3 protein-coding genes are annotated in these 2,878 nt (G+C 55.7%); 1 reads left to right on the forward strand and 2 read right to left on the reverse strand.

Translation table 11 applies throughout. The features are described 5' to 3' along the window. Positions 1-144: 144 nt before the first annotated feature. Entirely contained in the window at positions 145-423 is a 279-nt protein-coding gene (locus AB3X89_RS39240; RefSeq protein ID WP_368587942.1) for an IS3 family transposase, read from the forward strand. Between the two features lie 750 nt (positions 424-1,173). Here the strand turns inward: AB3X89_RS39240 and AB3X89_RS39245 are convergent. Continuing rightward, positions 1,174-1,815, reverse strand: coding sequence for an alpha/beta hydrolase (locus AB3X89_RS39245; protein ID WP_368587943.1), 642 nt, complete (start codon positions 1,813-1,815; stop codon positions 1,174-1,176). 161 nt (positions 1,816-1,976) lie between these two features. Continuing rightward, positions 1,977-2,630, reverse strand: coding sequence for an alpha/beta fold hydrolase (locus AB3X89_RS39250; RefSeq protein WP_368587944.1), 654 nt, complete (start codon positions 2,628-2,630; stop codon positions 1,977-1,979). Positions 2,631-2,878 lie beyond the last annotated feature (248 nt).

A 2,878-nucleotide genomic window follows, 5' to 3' on the forward strand; every position in this document is an offset into this window, starting at 1 on the left:
CTCAAGGAAGCCGCTGAGGCCCTTGCGCAGAAAACGAAAGAGGACTAAAACTCGACCTCGTCCTGCTTCACCCGGTGGGGGATTTTACGCGACCACAACTGGGGGAGTTTCAACTGACCGTCCGGGGGCAGGGAGCCGTCCAGGATGCCTGTCCAGACTACAAATCTCGCCCCTTCTTCAGGCGAAGAAGCGGGCGGCGCAAGAGATAAAACGCAAATAGTGCTGCAACTGCGACAGCATCACCGGCTACCCGCGCTGCTCAAGGCGGCGGAGCTGGCGCGCAGTACGTTCTGCTATCAGTCGAAATTGCTTGACGGTGGCGAACGGAACAAGGACCGCTATGGCTACCGGCGCATCGTGGAAGCGATCCGGGTGGCAGGCCAGAGGGTGACACGCAAGACGGTGCGACGTCTGATGGTGTAGCTGAAGCTGAAGTCGCCGGTGCGCGTGAAGAAATACCGCTCATGGCGCGCCGAAGCCGGGTGTATTGCGCCGAACCTGTTTAATCGCGAACTTAGTGCGCCGCGAGCCAGTTCAAACAGAGGGCGCGTGTTCATCTGATAGGCCAGAATCTCGCCGTTGTACAGATCTAGCACAGACGAAAGATACAGCCTCTGGCCGAGCACGTCGAACTCCGAACGTAGAAGGTACGCTCCTGTTTGGGACAGGGCACAATGTCCGATGCCTGCGGTGCCCATGAGCCGTATAAGGACGTTCCGCAATGAGAATGACATGGATCATCAGCCTTTCCGGTGCCGACAACTTGCTCAGCGTGAAATAATATCCCCGGAGAGTCGGACTATCGACGCGTGCAGCATGCCACGGGGATCTTATTGAGCGGATCGAGACGGTGCGGACCTCATTACGCGGCCCAACTCGACTTTCGCGGCAGCGCGCCTGCGCCACCGATCGCATTTAAAATCGCGTCACATCGATCATTCTCTGGGGGCGCCATCAATTGCGCGGCGCACTATGTTAGGGTTCGGCTGAGGCAGCGTAGTCTCCAATTCAGCTTCGACTGCCCGTTGATACTTAGACTGTCCGTGCTGGTGCGAGGGATTTGGCGAAAAGCATCACGCACCGCATAACAGTTGGCCGCACGCAACCGCTGCCAATAGCTGTCTTAATTCTCCATGGCGACGAAATCCTCTACATCCAAGAATGCATTGCGAACTATCTCATCATTTCTCGGAGGTCCTGCAGAACCTTTTCTGCTTCGAGACGATCGGTGTACATGTCAGTCCGGTACTCTTCTGTTACAGCGTTAGCGGCGAGCTTTTTGTTCATATTGATAGTTTTCTTCGAGGTGTTCAGTCCATTTCCTGCACACGTGGCGCCCTTCTCCGGCAAGGCACCCTCGAGCAGATAGTCTGCGAAATAGCCGCCAATGCATTCGCTGCCAGAAAAAAATGCACCATGGTCGTACGTCGTCTCCTGAACTACAAGTCTTGAATTTTTCAATGTGGCTGCAGTGGCGCGCGCTCCAGGCAGAGGCGTTGGACCATCATTCTCATCCTGCAGCATGAGAACAGGTAGCGTCGCGGCACTGTCGAACGACGGCAGCCTGCGCGTGCTGAACGGCCAGTAAAGACAGGGCTGACCGGAATATAAGCCCCCCACAAGCGGCGCAGACATGGCGAGAGAATTTCCAAGATCTGTCCAGTACTCCTCGCTCGAGTGGATCAAGGCTCCATCATTGCAGGTCACGGACACTTGGGCCGCCCGCCGGTCCTCCAGGGACCTTGTGCTACCGGAACCTACTTCAGCATATCTTGCGACCGCCTCTCCGGCAATCTTTTGCGTGGCATTTTCCACGGCTCTGTTCCAACTCGGAAAGAAAGGCAGCGAGACTACCTCGCGATGAAGGTCATTAGGGGAAGTCTGCGGGTTTTCTGCCAAAACCGTCTTTATTCTTTTGGCCACTGCCAACTTTTCTACCACAGCATCAATTTGCCATTGAGCATACAGTGAATCAACTATGGTTCGGCCAAGCCAACTTGTGAGCCAAGGGGGACCGTTCCTAGTAATTTCTTTGACATCGTCCGCGTTCGAACCGAGGCCGCAAAGCTCGTTCTGTGCGGCGACATAAGGGCAATGATGCCATCGAATGTGTGCTGAAATGCTGGAGCCTGCGGAGGGAAGGTCTCGGCAAACGGAAGGGTGATATCTACGACGCTATCGAGAACCAGACGACCTGTGCGACCGGGAAACAGGCTGGCATAGCGAGCCCCAAGAGCCGTACCATATGACGTACCAAAGTGGTTCAATTTGTCGTATCCAAGTGCCGCACGTATCACCTCCATGTCACGAGCTGTGTATTCGGTGTTAATGAAAGGGGTCAGCGGCGTGCCACCACAAGCGGATACGAGGTCGCGGCTTTCGATCATCTGTGCCCTGACTCCAGCGGGGGACCTATCGGTGAAAGAAATTGCTCTCGCCGGGGCGCTAGAACTGCATACCAACTGGGCGCTTGAACCGACGCCGCGCGGATCGAATCCGTTCAGATCGTAGGCATCCGACGATTGCAAGAGCTTTCGACCTACAGGATTTGCCGAATTCCCAAGCAGCCATAGCGTCGACATGCGCAAAGGCATAGCCAGCCCTCTCGCACCTGGCCCCCAAGGATTCATCCATATGCCACCAAGCCGGTTTGCAGGCTTACCGGCAGTCACTCGCAGTACGCAATGCCGACGCTACCTTTGGACGCATCATCGTAATCCAACGGCACCTTTACCGTAGTACAACTAGCCCTAGCAGGTTGCTGAAGTACCGCTGAAACACGTCATCGCGCAGAGTTCGTGAAGCGTTGATAGATGAACCACCACTTGCCCACTGGAGATCATGCGCGGCGCCGACACGTTCACCGAGAGTTTGTTTT

It is taken from the genome of Paraburkholderia sp. BR14320 (assembly GCF_040948665.1).
Classification (GTDB): Bacteria; Pseudomonadota; Gammaproteobacteria; order Burkholderiales; family Burkholderiaceae; genus Paraburkholderia; species Paraburkholderia youngii.